The sequence below is a fragment of the Micromonospora sp. DT4 genome, from assembly GCF_049841675.1.
Classification (GTDB): Bacteria; Actinomycetota; Actinomycetes; order Mycobacteriales; family Micromonosporaceae; genus Micromonospora.
The window spans coordinates 23,485-40,327 of record NZ_JBNCKT010000023.1 but is presented as its reverse complement, the minus strand read 5'-3'; the positions used below and the strand labels follow the sequence as shown (position 1 = coordinate 40,327).

The following is a 16,843-nucleotide window of genomic DNA, read 5'->3' as shown; positions in this document are numbered from 1 at the left end:
CGGACACGGACGGGCCGGACACGGACGGGCCGGACACGGACGGGCCGGACACGGACGGGCCGGACACGGACGGGCCGGACACGGACGGGCCGGGCGCAGGCGGGCTGAACGGTGGCGGGGCGGTAGTGGTCGGGCCGGGTCGCCGCGACGTATCGAAGAAGGGGCCGACCTCGGTCGGATCGGGGAGATCCCGGGATTCGATGATGGTGCCCTCGATGACGATGGGCGTGAAACCGCGACGTGGCGCGGGCGGACCGGAGACCGGTTCCGCGACCGACGGCGGCAGCTCCTCCACCGGTTCGAAGTGCCGCCGGTCACCGGGACGGCCGCGCGGGATCGCCTGGGTCTCGTCCGCCGAGGGCACCGGCCCGGCGGGACGGGTCGATGGCGGTTCACCGTTGACCGGACCGGGCGCCCGGATCGCCTGGGTGGGTTCCTCGGCCAGCGGGTTGGGCCGACGCGGCGGCAGCGGCTGAGTGGCCTCGTCGTCGGTCGAGGGTGCTCGTACCACCCGGGACGCGCCCAGGTCGCCGGCTGGCGGCCACGGCCCTCGGCTGGCGTCCGGCGCAGGCATCGCGAAGGCCTGGGCCGCGCTGTCGCCGCCCGGAGCATCGGCGGGGCGGCGGCGCGGAAAGGGCTGGCTGCCCCGCCCGAACCGCGACGGTGGCACGGCCCGGTCGCCCGACCGACCATCGCCCGGGAGCAGGCCCGACTTACGACCGGACGTCGGTTCGAAGAAGGAACGCCGACCGTCCTGGGTGGTGCCGTCGCCGGAGACCGGACCTCCACCGTCGCTGGCCGGTCGACTCACGGACGGCCGGGCGGCGCGTGACACCGGCTGGTCGGCCGGGGCGGCGTGGGTGCGGTCGGCGGCCAGGGGCACGTACCGGGACGCGGCGGTGCGGCTCCCGCCCGGCACGGCGCCGGTGCCCGGCTGGGCGGTGCGCGGCGGGTCGGTCAGCTGCCGTGGGCCGGCGGCGGGCATGTCCTCCGCGGACCGGCGCGGCAGGTCACCCGGGTCGGGCGAGCGCGTGGGGATGACCGAGGGCGGGCCCACCGGAGGCGACGCGCCCCTCGGCCCGGGCCGCCCGGTTGACGCCGGTTCCGATACCGACGGTGCGGGCGGCACGAAACCGGCGGCGGGCCGGGCATCCCGTCCGCTCGTACCCGCTCGGGACCGGGCCAGGGTCTCGGCCCGCTCCAGCCGGGCACGGGCGCCCATGGCACGGCCCGGCAGCCGGACGTCACCACGGGAGAGCTGAGACACGAACCAGGACGGCAGATACCCCTCGACGGGCAACCCGGGGTTGACCGCCAGCCACCACTCGTGGTTGGGCCAGCCGAGAGCGAGGTCGGTGAACGGGACACGCCGATTGGTGCCGGCGTGCTCGCCGAGGCAGGCCCGCAGCGCCGAGGCGGAGGTGAAGGCGAGCACGTGCGTCCGGCCACCGGTCGTCCAGGTGCCCCAGCCGGCGGCCTGACCGGACGGCGCCGGAGTGGAGACGGGCAACAGAAGATCGGTACGGGACAGGAGGCGGAAGTAGAGCTCCTGGTCGTTGGCGCGCAGCGCGTCCCGCATCGCCACCTCGGCCTCCGTGGCCGGCTCCCATTCGGTCACGGCCACCTCTCCTCCCGAGAACAGGCCACAGGTATCTCGTACAACCTACAAGGTGGCATCAAGATCACAATGGCTGGCCGGCGGCGGTCCGCCGGGGCGACGGCGAGGCGATAACATCCCGTTCCGGAGCCGACACGATACGGAGGCTGTCGATGTCCCGATCGATTGCGCGCCCGGCCCTGGCCGGTCTGGCGGTCGCGTTGCTGACCGTCGCGACCGGTCCGGCCGGTCCGGCCGTCGCCGCCGGCGCCGCGCTCCGATCGGCCCCGACCTGCGCGGCACCGCTGGCGCCCGTCCGACCGGTCGAGGCCACACCCTGGCCCCAGCAGCGGTACGACCCCGCGCGGCTCGCGCCCCTGACCACCGGGGCGGGGGTGACGGTCGCGGTGGTCGACTCCGGAGTGGACCGGGCGCACCCCCAGCTTGCCGGGCGGGTGCTGGCTGGCACCGACCTGCTCGAACCGGGTGGGGACGGCGGCCGGGACTGCGCCGGGCACGGCACCGGTGTGGCGAGCATCATCGCGGCGGCACCGCGGCCCGGCGTCGCCTTCCACGGGCTGGCGCCGGCCGCCCGGATCCTGCCGGTACGAGTGAGTGAGCAGCAGGTGGTGCAGGGCCGGGAGTCGGGACGCACGGTCAGCGCCGGCGAATTCGCCCGCGCCATCCGCTGGGCGGTCGACCACGACGCCGACGTGGTCAACCTCTCCGTGGTGCTGTACGCCGACGACCCGCAGGTCCGTGCGGCCGTGCGGTACGCCGTCGAGCGGGACGTGGTGCTGGTGGCCGCCGTGGGCAACCTGCACGACAGTGGCGACCCACGCCCGTTCCCGGCCGCGTACGAGGGGGTGCTCGGGGTGGGTGCGATCGGGGCGGACGGGGCGCGGGCCGCCTTCTCCCAGACCGGCCCGTACGTCGACCTCGTCGCCCCGGGCAGCGAGGTGCTGGTCGCCGCGCCGATTCAGGGTCACCAGAGGGTGGAGGGCACCAGTTACGCCGTGCCATTCGTGGCCGCCACCGCGGCGCTGCTGCGCGCGTACCGACCCGAGTTGACAGCCGTCGAGGTGGTGGAACGGATCGTGGCCACGGCCGATCCGGCACCCGGCCCGGGACGCGGCGGCGGGTACGGCGCCGGCGTGTTGAACCCCTATCGGGCGGTCACCGAGACCAGCGGCAGCCAGTCGGGCGGGCCCCGGCCGGTTGCCGCGCTCGCCGACGACCGGGCCGATCCGGCGGTGCTCGCCCGACAGGCTCGCCGCGCCGCCGCCCGGGACCGGGCGCTGGTGACCGGCGCGGTGATCGGCGTGACGGCGGTCGCCGTGGTGGTGCTGGCCCTCGTGCTGCCCCGGGGCGCGCGCCGACGTTGGCGACCGGCCGAGCCGGCCTGAGGAGACCCGGTCGCCTCGACGGCCCTCGTCATCGGGTGGCCGGGACGCCGACGCGGGCATGTCCGCGCTCCCGGCCCACCGACGTCACTGGAACAGCCCGGTGTTCTTCTTCTCGGTGTCGAGATAGTCGGCGGCGGAGTCGTCCACCGCCAACTTGATGGCGCGCAGCATGGCCTGCAGGTCCTGCGAGGCGGACCGCCACCGCGCCTGGCGCTGCTCGTACGCGTGGCGGGCGTCACCGGCCCAGGCCGACACCAGCGGCGCGGCGTCGCGTTCGAGTTGACCGAGCTGCGAATCGAGCGTGTTCAGCGCTCGCTGAATGTCCGCGCCGGCCTGTTGCAACGCGGCGAAGTTGACGACCAACACACCATTGTCCATCGGAACGGCCTCCCGGCAGGTCAGAGCGGCAGCTGGATGCCGCCACGGTTGGTGCCGGCCACCCGGCTGGCCGCCTCGTCGTCCGAGACGTCGTAGTGTCGGCCGGCGGTACGGATCGCCCCGGCGGTCTCCCGCAGGGCCCGGTGCAACGCCGCCTGATCGTCTGCCCACTGCCGCTTGACCTGCTCGAACGATCGCCCGCCGGCGCCGCGCCAGGCCTGCTGCAACACCTCCAACTCGGCCAGCAGGACGGTCAGCATGGACTGCAACGACTGATCCACCTGCTCGAACTTGCCGGCGGTCTGCCTCATTACCGCCGCTTCTGCCTGGGTCTGGGACACCCGGACGTCACCTCGTCTCTTCGGTCGTGCCTGGCTGTCAGCGCGCCCGCGGTGGGAGCGCACCGCTCGCGAGGCCCGGTCGACGAGCTTGGGTCGGACACGGGTCCGCGATGAACTTCGTGGCTGACGGTAGCGGTCCGATAGCGGTTCTGCTACCCCCGGGCCTCCCCTGTGGACAACCACGGCAGCCATCGGTCGCCTACGATGTGCGGCAGCCCCGTCGCGGCGCGTGACGGGCAACCGGGGGCGGTCGGCCGCCGGGCACGTCCACACTGGTCGAGGAGGCGCGGTGTCGCCGATCACCGCCGGAAACGCGCAACCGGCGAGCCACGCCGCGTGGGGCCCGACCGCCACCTCCCCGACGACCGGCCCAGGTGCCCCCGCCGCCACCTCGACCGGCCCCCCGCCGGCCATCGGCACCGGGTCGACCACCGCCGGCGGCAGCGCGCCGAGCACCCTCGGCGTCTCCGCACCCGGGGACGGTGCACTCCGTCGAGCCACCGGGCGCTGGGCCGCGATCGGTCGGCTCGCCAAGGGGATACGCGCGGGCCAGCTGGTCACCGGACAGGTCGCCGCCGCGGTCGTTCTCGCCGGTCTCGGCCGGGGCACCCCGGTCACGATCGCCGCGCTGCTGGTCGCGGCGCTCCTCGTGGCGGTCATCTGCGTCCGGCTCCGCGGCCGGTGGCTCTTCGAGTGGCTGGGCACCGCCGCCGGCCATGCGACCCGGCGTCGAGGGCTGGGCGAGCGGGCCAGCCCGACCGAACTACTCGACCTGGTCGCCCCCGGTACCACGGTCCGCTCGACCGAGTTGTCCAGCGGGCCGGCGGCGGTGCTGGAGGACACCGGCGGCATGGTGGTGCTACTGGAGCTCGGAGACCCCGGCGACGTCCTCGGCGACACCTCCCGGGCGATCCCCGCGCCGTCCGCGCTGCTGCCGACACCGGGGCCGGACGTTCCACCGGTGCGGATCCAACTGCTCCTCACCGGGACGGCGGCACCCGCCCCGGCAGCGGGTGGCACCGTGGGGACCTCGTACCGGCAGCTCACCGACGGACGCCTCATCGGGCGGGAGCGGGCGGTGCTGGCGATCCGGGTGCTGCGGGCGGACGGCTGGACGCCGGAGGCGCTGCACCGGGCGCTCGCCGGCACGGCTCGCCGGATCGTCCGCCGGCTCGGGCCGCTGACCGCCCGGCCGCTCGGCGTACCCGCGGCGCTGCGTGTCCTGGGCGAGCTGGCCCACCACGACGGCGAGCCGGTACGCGAGTCGTGGCCGGCGCTGCGCACCGGCTCTCTGGTCCAGGCCACGTTCCGGCTGGTCCGCTGGCCGCAGACGGCGGGCGCGCGGCGGCTGGTACCCCGGCTGCTGGCGTTGCCGGCGACCGCGACGACGGTCTCGCTCTGCGTGGGACCGCCAGTGGGCGCTGGCGCCGACACGGCGGTGACCGAGCTGACCGTACGCGTGGCCGCCGCCTCGACCGCCGAACTGACCGTGGCCGTCGACGCGCTGTGCCGCCTCGTCGACGGCGTGGGCGGGGAACTGCGGCGACTCGACGGCGCGCACCTGACCGGACTGGCCGGCACGCTGCCGCTGGCGCTCATCGCCGCCGGGCGACCGGAGGTGACGCTGGACGACTGGGAGTTGACCCTGGGCGAGGCGGGGGTGATGGTCGGCACCAACCGGCATGGCGGTGCGGTCACCGTGCGGTTGTTCCGGCCGGAGAGCACGCGGGTGCTGCTGGTGGGCGGGGTACGCGCGGCTCAGCTCGTCGCGTTGCGCGCGATGGCCCTGGGAGCGCTCGTGGTGGTGCAGACGGCGCGACCGCGTTCGTGGGAGCCGTTCGTGCGGGGCGTGGCCGCGCCGGGCGGCACGATTCCGCTGATCCCGCCGGGTCGGCCGGTCGCCGAGTCGGTCGGTACCGCGCTGCGGCCGTTGCTGCTGGTGGTCGACGCCGGCCCGGTGCCGGTCGAGACCGAACCCGGTCCGGCGTGGCGGTCCACCCTGGTGGTGCGTGACGAGCTGACGCCGGCCGACGTGGACACGTTGAGCCGCGCCGACCTGGCGGTGCTGCAACCGCTGCACCCGGCGGAGGCGGCACTGGCCGGCTCGGCGCTGGGCCTGGGTTCCTCGGCGGACTGGCTCACCCGGAGCCGGGACGACATGGTGGCGGTGGTGAACCGCCGCGCGCTGCGGTGGGCGCTGCTCTCTCCGACTCCGATCGAGGCACAGCTGATCGGCCGGCCGGCGCGGGCCTGAGGCGGCCCACGCGCGCGAGGCGAGCCGGACCGTCCTCGTTGGTCAACTGCCGGGTTACGCCGGTGGATGGTCCGTGGCACGATCCCCGCCATGGGTTTTCTGAAAGGGTTGCTGATTCGGCTGGCCAGCACGGCACTGGCCTTCTGGTTGGCCACGCTGCTCATTCCGGGCATCGACCTGGAATCGTCCTCGGCCGTTCAGACGGTCACCACGCTGATCCTGGTGGCGGCGATCTTCGGCGTCGTCAACGCGGTGCTCCAGCCGGTCATCAAGACCGTCGGCTGCGGCTTCTACCTGCTCACGCTCGGCCTCATCGCGCTGGTGGTGAACGGGCTGCTGTTCCTGCTCACCAGTTGGATCGCCGACCAGGCCGGGCTGCCGTTCTCGGTTGACGGCTTCTGGCCGGCCGCCGTGCTCGGCGCCCTGTTCGTGAGCATCGTGACCTGGATCCTCGGGGCCGTCCTCGACCGGGACTGACCGACCACCACCGTCCCGGACCGCCAGGCCCCGACCGGTCGGGCGGTCCGGTGACCAGAGTCCGGGAATTGGCCGGCTGACGGACCCCTCGGGCCGGTTAGCGTCGCCGACGTGTTCTCACTGACGCGCACCGACGGCCACCTGCTCAGCACCGATCCCGCCCGGCTCGACCTGGACCGGGTACACCACTGGCTGTCCACCGACGCGTACTGGGCGCTGGGGCGCGACCAGGCGACCGTCGTGCGGGCGTTCGCGGGGTCGCTGCCGTTCGGCATCTACCGGCCCGGAGACGACCGCCAGGTCGCGGTGGCCCGCGTGGTCACCGACCGCGCCACCTTCGCCTGGCTCTGCGACGTGTACGTGGACCGGGCCGCGCGGGGCCTCGGGCTGGGCACCTGGCTGGCCGGCGCGGTCCGCGACCACCTGGCCGAGCTGGGCGTACGCCGGATCGTGCTGGCCACCAACGACGCGCACGACGTGTACGCGCAGGTCGGCTTCACTCCGTTGGACGTTCCCCAGCGGTGGATGCAGCTCGACCGGCGGCCGCCGGTGACCCCGATCACTGGAAAGGAACAGAGCGGCGGTTCACCCCTTACGGTGGGGTCGTGACGCCACTCCGCCTGGGATACCTCTACGGCATCGGCGCGTACCTGCTCTGGGGTTTCTTCCCGCTCTACTTCAAGCTGCTGCGACCCACCGGCCCGCTGGAGATCCTGGCCCACCGGATCGTCTGGTCGGTGCTCTTCGTGGCACTGCTGCTCGGCGCGTTGCGCAACATCGGCTTCCTGCGGGCGCTGCTGCGCCGACGCGGGGCGCTCGTCGGGATCGTCGCCGCAGCCGCGCTCATCGCCGTCAACTGGGGCACCTACATCTACGGGGTCAGCTCCGACCGGGTGGTCGAGACCGCGCTCGGCTACTTCATCAACCCCCTGGTCGTGGTGCTGCTCGGGGTGACGGTGCTGCGAGAGCGACTGCGGACGGCGCAGTGGGTGGCCCTGGGCATCGGCGGGTCGGCCGTCGCGGTGCTCGCCGTCGACTACGGCCGACTGCCCTGGCTGGCCCTGACCCTGGCGTTCAGCTTCGCCGGCTACGGCCTGATCAAGAAGCGGCTCGGGTTGCCCGCCGCCGAAGGGCTCTTCGTCGAGTCGGCGGTGCTGGCGCTGCCCGCGCTGGGCTACCTCGCCTGGCTGTCCCGGCACGGCGGGCTGACCTTCGGCCACCTCTCGGCCGGACACACCGCGCTGCTGGTGCTGGCCGGCGCGGCCACCGCGATCCCGCTGCTGCTCTTCGCCGGAGCTGCCAACCGACTGCCACTGACCGGCCTCGGCATGATCCAGTACCTGGCGCCGGTCCTCCAGCTCGCCTGCGGTGTACTGATCTTCCACGAGCCCATGCCGCCGGCCCGGGTCGCCGGCTTCGCGCTGGTCTGGCTCGCCCTGGTGGTCTTCACGGCCGACGCCATCCGCGCCTCCCGCCGCGCACGCCCCATCGTGGTCGATCATGCAGTTGTGGCGCCCACCGAACACTAGTTCGGGCGTTTTGTCACCCACCACAACTCCATGATCGACGAGGTGGGGGTGGGGTTACGGGACCGCGTAGGTGAGCAGGGGGGTTCCGTCGGCTCGTTGGAGTTCCACGCTGACCAGCTCCGCGTCGGTGAAGCGGGTGACGCCGGTGAACACCAGGTCGTCGCCCGGCGCGGCGAGCCAGGAGCCGATCTGCTCGCTGACGCCGTTCGGGCCCCGCGCCACCAGGCGGAACGGGTACGCCTTGCCGTAGCTCGTGCGGGCGTCGTACCCGCAGTGCATGGTCACCTCGGTGCCCCACTTGCTGCCGGCCAATCCGATCTCGGCGTGCACCGGACCGGCGACCGCCACCGGCCGCATGGTGACCATCGAGACCTGCGGGGCGGGGCGGGGCGTCCCCTGCGCCCCCGAGGTGCCCGGTGGGGCGGCCGGTCGGGGCAGCAGCGCGGCCGTGCCGACACCGACCACCAGGGCCAGCACGGCGGCGACCAGCGTCGTCAGGGCGTACCGCCGACGGGTCGTGGCCCGCTCGCGGCGCCGGCGCGCCCGGGCCTCCTCGATCAGCGCGGGCGCCCGGGGCGGGGACGGTGGTGGCAGGAACTGTTCCAGACCGGCCGGGTCGAGGCGGCCGAGCAGTCCCGGCAGGACGGCGATCTCGGCGACGGCGTCCCGGCAGGAGGCGCAGCCGGTGAGGTGTCGCTCGTAGGCCGCCCGTTCGGCGGGGGCCAGGGCACCCAGCACGTACGCGCCGTCGTCGTGCGCGAACTCGCACCGGGTCACCCCGTCACCCCCATCTCGGCCAGAACCAACCGTAGTGAGCGCAGCGCGTAGTGGGTGCGTGACTTGACGGTGCCCGGCGGCACCCCCAACCGCGACGCCGCCTCCGCCACCGACCGCCCCTGGTAGAAGCACTCCACCAGCACCTCACGATGGGTCGGGCTGAGCCGGTTCAACGCCTCGGCGACGGTCCACGCCTCCACCGCGCGCTCGGCCTCGTCGACGACCTCCGGCGGCTCGGGAATCTCGTCGGTGAACACCTCGCCGACCCGGGTGGAGCGTCGCCGCCAGGCGTCGATGGCCAGGTTCCGGGCGGTGGTGAACAGCCAGGCCCGCACGGAGCCGCGTCGGGGGTCCAGGGACTCGGGGTGCCGCCAGGCCCGCAGCAGCGTCTCCTGCACCAGGTCCTCGGCCCGCTGCCGGTCGCCGTTGACGAGCCGCAGGGCGTGTGCGTACAGCGCCTCCGCGTGCTCGTCGTGCAGCGCCCGCAGCAGTTGGGCGTCATGGTCGCTGATGGCGGTCTCCTCACTTCCGGCGAGTGTCCGGCGGTGCGTCCGCTCGGGAATACGTGCGGTCACGCCGCACGGTTCAGCCCGAGGTCAGACCGCTGGTGGTCGTGCAGGTGTTCACGGCTGGTTCACATTGCGGCCGACAACCGCTCACCGCGTCCTCCTAGCGTCCGGCTGGTACGCCGCCTGTCGTGCCACCGACTTACCTGGAGGCCCCTGAAATGAGCGACCGTCCCCGGCTGCTCCCCCTGTTGACCGGCAACCGCCACGGCACCCGTGACGCCATGACCTGCCTGTACCGCTGCGGCAACGCCTGTGACCACCCGGTACCGAACACGTCCGACAACGCGTACTTCGGTGACGTGGTGGACGCGGAGGTCTCCCGGCGCGGCGTGGTCCGGGCCGGCGCGGTCGGCGCCCTGGTGCTCGGCTTCGGTGGCGCGGCGGCTGGCGCGCTGGCCGGCGCGGCACCCGCCGGCGCGGCCCCCACCACCCCGGACGTGCCGGAGACCTTCGGCTTCGGCCGCCCCACCACGGGTGTCGGCAGCGGCGCGCTGACCTTCAAGCCGATCCCGCCGAACAAGCTGGACACCCTGGTCGTCCCGAACGGCTACGACCACGCCGTGGTGATCAAGTGGGGTGACCCGGTGCTGCCGGGCGCGCCGGCGTTCGACCTGCACCACCAGACCGCCGCCGCGCAGTCGAAGCAGTTCGGCTACAACAACGACTTCGTGGGCGTGCTGCCGCTGGACAAGCAGGGCAAACGGGCGCTGCTCGTGGTCAACCACGAGTACACCAACGAGGACCTCATGTTCCCGAGCTTCCCCGGCCTGGACGGGCTCTCGGTGGAGCAGTTGCGCACCGCCATGGCCGCGCACGGCATGTCCGTGGTGGAGTTGGAGCGGGTCGGTGGCACCGGCCAGTGGACGCCCGTGGGCACCGGACGTCGGCCGTACAACCGGCGTGTCACCGCGCTGAGCACCAAGTCCGACCTGACCGGCCCGGCCGCCGGCTCGGCCTGGCTGAAGACCGCCGCCGACCCCAAGGGCCGTACGGTCGTCGGCACGCTGAACAACTGCTCCGGTGGCGTGACCCCGTGGGGGACCGTGCTCTCCGGCGAGGAGAACTTCAACCAGTACTTCGTCGGCGCGGACGCCGCACCGGCCGAGCTGAAGGCGAAGCTGGACCGGTACGGCATCAGCACCGCCAGCCGCTACCCCAGCGGCAGCCGTAAGTGGGAACGCGCCGACGAGCGCTTCGACCTGGCCAAGCACCCCAACGAGGCACACCGGTTCGGGTGGGTCGTCGAGATCGACCCGTTCGACCCGGAGAGCCGCCCGCGCAAGCACACCGCGATGGGCCGCTTCAAGCACGAGGGCGCGAACGTCATCGTCGCCAAGGACGGCCACGTGGTCGCGTACATGGGCGACGACGAGCGGTTCGACTACCTGTACAAGTTCGTCTCGGACAAGAAGTTCCTCAAGGGCAACTCCTGGGCCGCCCGTAAGCACAACCTCACCCTGCTGGAGTCCGGCACGCTCTACGTGGCGAAGCTCGACCAGACCAGCGCGGGCGAGATCGACGGCTCGGGCAACCTCCCCGCCGACGGCGCGTTCAACGGTCGGGGTCGCTGGATCAAGCTGGTCAGCGGCAACCGCTCGTTCGTCGACGGGATGACCTCCGCCGACGTGCTCACATTCACCCGGCTCGCCGGCGACAAGGTCGGCGCGACCAAGATGGACCGTCCCGAGGACGTCGAGCCGAGCCTGCTCACCGGCAAGGTGTACGTGGCGTTGACCAACAACACCGACCGCGGCAAGGCCGGCAAGGCCGCAGCGGACGAGGCCAACCCGCGCAACGCCAACAAGCACGGGCAGATCCTCGAGCTGGTCGAGGACCGCAACGACAACACGGCGGAGACCTTCGCCTGGTCGCTGCCGATCGTCTGCGGCGACCCGACCGACCCGTCGACCTTCTTCTCCGGGTACGACAGGACCAAGGTCTCCCCGATCTCGTGCCCGGACAACGTCGCCTTCGACGCCACCGGCAACCTGTGGATCTCCACCGACGGTAACGCGCTGGGCAGCAACGACGGCCTCTTCGCCACCGCCGTCGAGGGTCCGGAGAAGGGACACCTCAAGCAGTTCCTGACCGTGCCGCTCGGCGCGGAGACCTGCGGCCCGTTCATCACCGGCGACAACCGCTCGGTGTTCGTCGCGGTGCAGCACCCCGGTGAGATCACCGGCGCCTCGGTGGAGAACCCGGCCTCGAACTGGCCGGACGGCGACTACGCCAAGCCGGGCGTGGTGGTCACCTGGCGCCCCGACGGCGGCCCGGTGGGTAGCTGAGATCCTCTCCTCCGCGGCCAGCGGGCTGCTGACGTCGCCCGACGGCCCGGCAGGCCGCTGACGTTGCCCTGGCGGTTCGACAGGCCGCTGACGTTGCCCTGGCGGTTCGACAGGCCGCTGACGTTGCCCTGGCGGTTCGGCGCTGGACCGCTGACGTTGCCCTGGCGGTTCGGCGCTGGACCGCTGACGTTGCCCTGGCGGTTCGGCGCTGGACCGCCCCGAGAGGCACTCTCCCAGCCCGGGGGAGTGCCTCTCGGCATCCGCCGGGTCAGTGGTCGGCGGCGATGCCGTCGGCGACCGTGCGGGCGACGGTGAGCAGCTTGGCGCGTACGACACGGGCCGAGGTCATCATCTCGCTGGCCGGCAGGGCGCAGGCCAGCACCACCCGACGTTCCATGTCCTTGTCGGGCGCGACGAGCACCGCCGCGCAGGCCACGCCCTGGCGGAACTGTCCCAACTCCAACTGCATCCCCCGGCGGTCGCCAGCGGCCAGGTCGGCCTCGAACGCGTCGGTGGTGGCCAGCGTGGCGCTGGTGAACGGCCGCATGCCGTACTCGCGCAGATAGCGGAAACGCTGCTCGCTGGTCAGGGTGGCGAGCAGGGACTTGCCGAGAGCCGTCGCGTGCGCGCCCTCGTCGAAGCCGGGCACGAGATCTTCCAGGTAGGGCGACCGGTTCCCCTCGGCCACCGCCGTGATGGCGACCTGCCCGCCAACGAAGCGGCCCAGGAAATGGCTGTAGCCGGTGTCCACGGAGGCCCGTCGCAGCGTCTCACCGACCACCGGCGGCCCCCGGAACGCGGTCACCAGCTCGCGGTAACGGTCGGCCACCTCAAGGCCCACGATGTACGTGCCGTCCTCGCGACGGATCACGTAACCCTCGTACGCGAGTGTGCGGACGAGGTGGTAGGTGGTGGCCACGGTCAGCTCACACCGTCGGGCGATCTGCTTGACGGTCAGGCCCTTCGGGGCGCGACCGACCGACTCGAGCACCCGCAGTGCTCGGGACACGCTGCGGATCAGGTCCGAGGGTTCTGCCAAGGGGTCGCGCACAACCACCTCCGCCGCCGGGGACTTACACCATATGAAAAACAGGCCGAGTGCGAAATGCCTGTTCGGGTCGAGGATGCCAGATCACCATCCACTCCTCGTACACCAGCGGTCACCAAGAGTTGCCCGAGAGTGACTCGCGTAGGTTTGCCGCACGATGACCGACACTGCCCTCATCCCCGCCCCCGACCGCGCCGGGGCCCGCCCGATCCGGGCCAGCGCCGGCGCCGTCGCCACCACCGTGGCCTGCGTACTGCCCGTCTTCCTGCTCGGCGGCCTCGCCGTCCAGATGGGGACGGACCTCGGCTTCTCCCCCGCCGGGCTGGGCCTGGCCGTCTCCGTCTACTTCGGCGTGAGCGCGCTGGCCTCGGTGCCTTCGGGTCGGCTGGTCGAGCGGTTCGGGCCGGCGGTCGTGGCCCGTACCGGCATCGTGCTGGCCTCCGGGTCGATGCTGGCCGTGGCAACCCTCGCCCGCTCGTACCAGGCGCTACTCGCCCTGCTGGCACTCAGCGCCGCCGCGAACGCCCTCGGCCAACTGGCCAGCAACGCCGCGCTGGCCGAGCACGTCCCGCCGAGGAGGCAGGGGCTGTCCTTCGGCGTCAAGCAGGCGGCGATCCCGGTCTCCACTCTGCTGGCCGGCGCGGCGGTGCCCACCATCGCGCTCACCGCCGGGTGGCGCTGGGCGTTCGTGGTCGCGGCCGTCGCGGCGCTGACCACGCTGCCGGCCGTACCCCGGCAGGTGCCCGGTCGCACGCGTCGGGCCGACACGACGCGCGCGGGCCAGGCCACGACGGCCCTGGTGGTGGTCGGCGCGGCGGCGACGTTGGCGGCGGGCGCGGCCAACGCGCTGGGCACCTTCCTGGTGGACTCGGCCGCCGCCCGAGGTCTCTCACCAGGTCTCGCCGGCCTCACCCTGACCCTGGGCAGCGCGGTCTGCGTCGCCGCCCGGGTGGGCGCGGGCGGTCTCGCCGACCGGCGCGTCGACGGTCACGTCGCGCTCATCGCCGCGATGCTGGTGATCGGGGCGGTCGGGCTGGGCCTGCTCGCGTTGACCGGCCCGGTGCCGCTGGTGGCGGGTGTGGTGCTCGGGTTCGGTCTGGGCTGGGCATGGCCCGGCCTCATGAACTTCGCGGTGGTCCGGCTGCACCCGCAGGCCCCGGCCGCCGCCACCTCGATCACGCAGACCGGGGTGTACGCGGGCGGCTGCCTCGGCCCGCTGAGCCTCGGCCCGCTCGCCGCCCACCTCGGCTATCCGGCGATGTGGGCCACGGCGTCGGTGGCGATGCTACTGGCCGCCGCCCTCATGCTGGCCGGCAGTCGCCTCCTGACGGCCACGGCCCGCCCCACCCACAGCTCGCGGTGATCATGAGGTTAGCGCCGCCCGCCACGGCGTGTCATGGGCGCTAACCTCATGATCACCGCGGGTGGGTGGGGGTGGGGGTGGGGGTGGGTTTAGCTGGTGCGGTCGGCGATGTAGTCGCAGAGCGACTCCAGGGCCTGGCGTGACGGGCTCGCCGGGAGCGGGGCCAGGCACGCGCGGGCGTCCTCGGCGTAGCTGCGCACGGTCTCCCGGGCACGCTTGAGCGCCGGGCTCTCCCGCAGCAGCCCCAGGGCCTCGGCGTGCAGCGCGTCGTCGGTCAACGGACCCGTCGCCAGGATCTCCCGCAGCCGTACCGAGGAGGCGTCGGAGTCGTCGGCCGCACGGGCGTAGAGCACCGGCAGCGTCGGGACACCCTCGCGCAGGTCTGTGCCGGGCGTCTTGCCCGACTGCACCGACTCGGACGCGATGTCCAGCAGGTCGTCGGAGAGCTGGAAGGCGACGCCGATCGTCTCGCCGTACCCGGCGAGTGCCTCGACGTACTCCGCCGGGGCGCCACCGAACATGCCGCCGAAGCGGGCCGACGTGGCGATCAGGGAACCGGTCTTCTCGGCGATCACGTTCAGGTAGTGGGCGACCGGGTCGTCATCGGCACGCGGCCCCACCGTCTCGGCGATCTGGCCGTGCACCAGCCGGGCGAAGGTGCGCGCCTGCAACCGCACGGCCTCCGGGCCCAGATCGGCCGCGATGTCCGCGGCACGGGCGAAGAGGTAGTCGCCGACCAGGATGGCGACCGAGTTGGTCCAGCGCGAGTTGGCGCTCGGCGCGCCCCGCCGCACGGCGGCCTCGTCCATCACGTCGTCGTGGTAGAGGGTGGCGAGGTGCGTGAGCTCCATCACCACGGCCGCCGGGACCACCTGCGCGCCCGTGGGGTCGCCGAACTGGGCGCCGAGCGCCACCAGCAGCGGCCGGAACCGCTTGCCGCCGGCGTCGAGGAGGTGCCGGGCCGCCTCGGAGACGAACGGGTCGGCGCTGGCCACACTGGCGCGCAGCTCGACCTCGACCGCTTCCAGCACGCCCAGCACGGATGCCTCGACGCGGGAATCGGCAAGATGAAGGCCGAGCGCGCCGAACTGACTCATGCTCGCCCGGCCCCGGCGACCGCCGGAACCGGTGGCACCTGAACGCTCGCCAGCCGGAATCACCACACCATCAACCATGCCACACCCGTTCTACCTGCTCCGGGTCGGGGATACGCAGCGAGGGCCGGCACGCCGTCGCGCGCCGACCCCCGGTGGCCGAGCCATGTCTCACCGCACGAATTCGGCGGCTCCGGTAGCCAGGTCGAGCAGCGGCGCCGGGGCAACGCCCAGCGCCAGGGTGGCCAGCACGCCGATCATCAGCGCGGCGGAGGTGAGCCCGCCCGGCACGGTGACCGTCGGCGTGGACTCGCCCGGCTCGGACAGCCACATCATCACCACGACCCGCAGGTACGGGAAGGCCAGCACCATGCTGGTCAGCACACCCGCGATGACGAGCCAGGCCTGACCACCGTCCAGCGCCGGCCCGAAGACCGCGAACTTGCTGGTGAACCCGCTGGTCAGCGGGATACCGGCGAAGGCCAGCAGGATGAACGTGAACAGCCCGGCGTAGAACGGCGAACGGCGACCCAGACCGGCCCAGCGGGACAGGTGGGTGGCCTCCCCGTCGGCGTCGCGCACCAGGGTCACCACCGCGAACGCGGCCAGCACCGAGAAGCCGTACGCGACGAGGTAGAACATCGTGCCGGACAGCCCGTCCCTGCTCGGCGCCAGCACGCCGACCAGCAGGTAGCCGGCGTTCGCGATCGACGAGTACGCCAGGAGCCGCTTGATGTCGGTCTGGGTGACCGCGAGCACCGCGCCGACCAGCATGGTCAGCACCGCCACCGCGCCGAGAACCGGGGTGAAGTCCCAGCCCCCACCCTCGAACGCGACATGGAAGACCCGCAGCAGCGCGCCGAACGCGGCGACCTTGGTGCAGGCGGCCATGAAGCCGGTGATCGGGGTCGGCGCGCCCTGGTAGACGTCCGGCGTCCACACGTGGAACGGCGCCGCGGCGGCCTTGAAGAGCAGGCCGATGGCGAGCAGCGCCATGCCGGCGAAGAGCAGGACCGGGCTGGCCGGCGAGTCGCTCACCGCCGCGTTGACGGTGGCGAAGTCGACCCCGGCCGAACGGCCGGGAACGCCGGCGGTGAAGCCGTAGATCAGGGCCACCCCGAACAGGAAGAACGCCGAGGCGTACGCGCCGAGCAGGAAGTACTTCATCGCCGCCTCCTGGCTCAGCAGACGCCGGCGGCGGGCCAGCGCGCAGAGCAGGTACAGCGGCAGGGAGAAGACTTCGAGCGCGATGAACATGGTCAGCAGGTCGTTCGCCGCCACGAAGATGAGCATGCCGCCGATGGCGAACGTGATGAGCGGGTACACCTCGGTGAGCCCGTTGCGGCCCTCGGCCTGCATCCGGTCGTCGGCCGACTCCGCGGTCACGGCGGCCTGCGCGACGAACGCGCCGCCCCGCTCGACGGTGCGGTCGCCGATGAGGAGCAGCGCCATGGCGGCCAGCACCAGGATCGCACCCTGGAGGAACAGCGTCGGTCCGTCCACGGCGATGGCCTGACCGGCCGTGATGAGCCGGTCGTCGGCGTTGAACACCACCATGGTCAGCGCGGCGAGCACGGCCAGCAGGGCCAGCGTCAGCTGCACCACGTGCCGCGAACGCCGGGGAACGAATGCCTCGACCAGCACACCGAGCAACGCGGTGCCCAGCATGATCATGATCGGGGCGAGCGCCGCGTAGTCGAGCGACGGCAGTTTCAACTCGGTCAC

Annotated in this window: 14 protein-coding genes and 1 pseudogene; 7 read left to right on the top strand and 8 right to left on the bottom strand. The window is 73.0% G+C overall.

The window, feature by feature from the left end; genetic code table 11:
* Positions 1 to 1,618 (bottom strand): annotated as a pseudogene (locus ACLQ24_RS09950) (SseB family protein); the annotation flags it as partial.
* Positions 1,619 to 1,770: 152 nt separating this feature from the next.
* Here ACLQ24_RS09950 and mycP point away from each other — a divergent pair.
* Positions 1,771 to 3,003, top strand: coding sequence for a type VII secretion-associated serine protease mycosin (gene mycP / locus ACLQ24_RS09945; RefSeq protein WP_425890601.1), 1,233 nt, complete (start codon positions 1,771 to 1,773; stop codon positions 3,001 to 3,003).
* Between the two features lie 84 nt (positions 3,004 to 3,087).
* Here the strand turns inward: mycP and ACLQ24_RS09940 are convergent, their stop codons facing one another.
* Together ACLQ24_RS09940 and ACLQ24_RS09935 are read right to left on the bottom strand one after the other, a co-directional pair.
* Complete coding sequence (locus ACLQ24_RS09940) at positions 3,088 to 3,381, bottom strand: WXG100 family type VII secretion target (RefSeq protein WP_393220376.1); 294 nt, start codon at positions 3,379 to 3,381, stop codon at positions 3,088 to 3,090.
* A 20-nt stretch (positions 3,382 to 3,401) separates the two neighbouring features.
* Entirely contained in the window at positions 3,402 to 3,722 is a 321-nt protein-coding gene (locus ACLQ24_RS09935; RefSeq protein WP_425890600.1) for a WXG100 family type VII secretion target, read from the bottom strand.
* A 289-nt stretch (positions 3,723 to 4,011) separates the two neighbouring features.
* Here ACLQ24_RS09935 and eccE point away from each other — a divergent pair, with 289 nt between their 5' ends.
* The 4 genes from eccE (at position 4,012) to rarD (ending at position 7,982) form a co-directional block, all read left to right on the top strand.
* Entirely contained in the window at positions 4,012 to 5,976 is a 1,965-nt protein-coding gene (gene eccE, locus ACLQ24_RS09930) for a type VII secretion protein EccE (protein WP_425890599.1), read from the top strand.
* 90 nt (positions 5,977 to 6,066) lie between these two features.
* Positions 6,067 to 6,453 (top strand): phage holin family protein, encoded by a 387-nt coding sequence (locus tag ACLQ24_RS09925; RefSeq protein WP_425890598.1) that lies wholly within the window; start codon positions 6,067 to 6,069, stop codon positions 6,451 to 6,453.
* A gap of 111 nt (positions 6,454 to 6,564) precedes the next feature.
* Positions 6,565 to 7,062: a GNAT family N-acetyltransferase gene (locus ACLQ24_RS09920; RefSeq protein ID WP_425890596.1), complete on the top strand. Its 498-nt coding sequence runs from the start codon at positions 6,565 to 6,567 to the stop codon at positions 7,060 to 7,062.
* Positions 7,059 to 7,982 (top strand): EamA family transporter RarD, encoded by a 924-nt coding sequence (gene rarD, locus ACLQ24_RS09915; RefSeq protein WP_425890594.1) that lies wholly within the window; start codon positions 7,059 to 7,061, stop codon positions 7,980 to 7,982. The genes ACLQ24_RS09920 and rarD overlap by 4 nt, the downstream gene beginning before the upstream one ends.
* 54 nt (positions 7,983 to 8,036) lie before the next feature.
* On the opposite strand, the gene ACLQ24_RS09910 is transcribed toward rarD, so the two are convergent.
* The gene (locus tag ACLQ24_RS09910; RefSeq protein ID WP_425890593.1) at positions 8,037 to 8,759 is read right to left on the bottom strand and encodes an anti-sigma factor family protein; all 723 of its coding nucleotides are present in this window, start codon (positions 8,757 to 8,759) and stop codon (positions 8,037 to 8,039) included.
* On the bottom strand, positions 8,756 to 9,271 hold the full coding sequence (locus tag ACLQ24_RS09905; protein WP_357124632.1) for a sigma-70 family RNA polymerase sigma factor: 516 nt from the start codon (positions 9,269 to 9,271) through the stop codon (positions 8,756 to 8,758). Before ACLQ24_RS09905 ends, ACLQ24_RS09910 begins: the two co-directional genes overlap by 4 nt.
* 215 nt (positions 9,272 to 9,486) lie before the next feature.
* Here ACLQ24_RS09905 and ACLQ24_RS09900 point away from each other — a divergent pair, with 215 nt between their 5' ends.
* A complete protein-coding gene (locus tag ACLQ24_RS09900) occupies positions 9,487 to 11,613 on the top strand; it encodes a PhoX family protein (protein WP_425890592.1) in 2,127 nt (708 codons plus the stop codon).
* Between the two features lie 268 nt (positions 11,614 to 11,881).
* On the opposite strand, the gene ACLQ24_RS09895 is transcribed toward ACLQ24_RS09900, so the two are convergent.
* Positions 11,882 to 12,664, bottom strand: a complete 783-nt coding sequence (locus ACLQ24_RS09895) for an IclR family transcriptional regulator (RefSeq protein WP_425890591.1) — start codon at positions 12,662 to 12,664, stop codon at positions 11,882 to 11,884.
* 154 nt (positions 12,665 to 12,818) lie between these two features.
* Between ACLQ24_RS09895 and ACLQ24_RS09890 the strand changes: the two genes are divergently transcribed.
* Positions 12,819 to 14,024 (top strand): MFS transporter, encoded by a 1,206-nt coding sequence (locus ACLQ24_RS09890; protein ID WP_425890589.1) that lies wholly within the window; start codon positions 12,819 to 12,821, stop codon positions 14,022 to 14,024.
* A gap of 89 nt (positions 14,025 to 14,113) precedes the next feature.
* Here the strand turns inward: ACLQ24_RS09890 and ACLQ24_RS09885 are convergent, their stop codons facing one another.
* Both ACLQ24_RS09885 and nuoN read right to left on the bottom strand, forming a co-directional pair.
* On the bottom strand, positions 14,114 to 15,199 hold the full coding sequence (locus ACLQ24_RS09885) for a polyprenyl synthetase family protein (protein WP_425890587.1): 1,086 nt from the start codon (positions 15,197 to 15,199) through the stop codon (positions 14,114 to 14,116).
* Between the two features lie 90 nt (positions 15,200 to 15,289).
* Positions 15,290 to 16,843 (bottom strand): NADH-quinone oxidoreductase subunit NuoN, encoded by a 1,554-nt coding sequence (nuoN, locus tag ACLQ24_RS09880; protein WP_425890585.1) that lies wholly within the window; start codon positions 16,841 to 16,843, stop codon positions 15,290 to 15,292.